Raw genomic sequence first — 1,021 nt, forward strand, 5'->3', positions numbered from 1 at the left:
CTCTCCACCTGGTTCGGCACGATCGACCCGGGCCCCGCGCTGACCACCTACCGCGTGTGGTGGCACTTCGTCGCCAACCTCATCGGTACGGGCATCCTCGCGCTGTCGCTGTACCACCTGTGGCGGGAGAAGCGGAGCGTCAAGGCCGGCTTCGGCGAGCGGACGGGCGACGAGGCCTCCGAGACTCCCGGTGACGGCGAGACCCCCGCACACGGTGAGCCGTGCCCCACTTGCCACACCACCGCGGGGACTTCCTCCACCGCCGGTTCTGCCGCCGACTCCGAGTTGGTCGGGGCAGGACGCGCGACCTAGGCGAGCGGATCCGTCCCTCCGTGGACCCCGGTCACTTCAGCCGGTACTCGCCCAGGGGCGGGTGCCGGCTGAAGTCATGAGCGGGAGTCTGGGCGCGGGCTCCGTCTCCGAGGCCGCCGGTACGGGCTCCCGCTCGGCGAGTTCCTCCGTACGGCAGCGCCAGCACAGGCCGCTCGGCGCGGGGCGTCCGCAGTGCGCCCCTCGCCGTCCCGGGCAGGGCTGTGCCACCCAGGGCTCGGGCGGGAGCGCCGTGGGGCACTGGGAGCACTGCGCGCACTCGCCGGACTGCCCCGGGCGCAGCGGCCGCTCGCAGACGGGGCAGCAGTGCAGCTCGGCAGCGGGGGCGCCGGTGGCCGTACGCCCGGACCGGCGGTCGGCGCGGAACTCCTGGCACGCCCGGCATGGTTCGCCGGTTGACCACAGGACGCCCGTCTCGCAGTCGGGGTTCGCGCAGCCCCACCGGGGGAGGGCCACGCCGAGCAGCCAGCGGCCGGGGTCGCGGATCTCGTCGATGAACGTGCCGGCGAGGCGGGAGGTGAGGCGGGCCCGCAGCCGGTCGGTGCTCGTTCCGTTGTCGAGCTGGTGGCCGATCTCGCGGCCGATGCGGCGCAGCACGTAGCGGTTCACGCCGCCGAGCAGCATGCGGACGGGGTCCAAGACCCTGTCGATGCGGGGGCTGAAGGTCAGCTGGGGTCTCTTGTCCGCGGGG

At 74.1% G+C, this 1,021-nt stretch carries 2 protein-coding genes; one reads left to right on the forward strand and one right to left on the reverse strand.

From position 1 onward, the window contains the following. Window positions 1-312: DUF6008 family protein (locus ACFVUS_RS43905; RefSeq protein ID WP_387781498.1), on the forward strand; the 312-nt coding region annotated here is incomplete at its 5' end. A gap of 36 nt (window positions 313-348) precedes the next feature. Here the strand turns inward: ACFVUS_RS43905 and ACFVUS_RS43910 are convergent. Continuing rightward, the coding region (locus tag ACFVUS_RS43910) for a hypothetical protein (protein ID WP_387781501.1) at window positions 349-1,021 on the reverse strand (673 nt) is incomplete at its 5' end.

Origin of the sequence: Nocardia sp. NPDC058058 (assembly GCF_042885355.1) — a bacterium.
In the GTDB taxonomy this organism is placed as follows: Bacteria; Actinomycetota; Actinomycetes; order Mycobacteriales; family Mycobacteriaceae; genus Nocardia.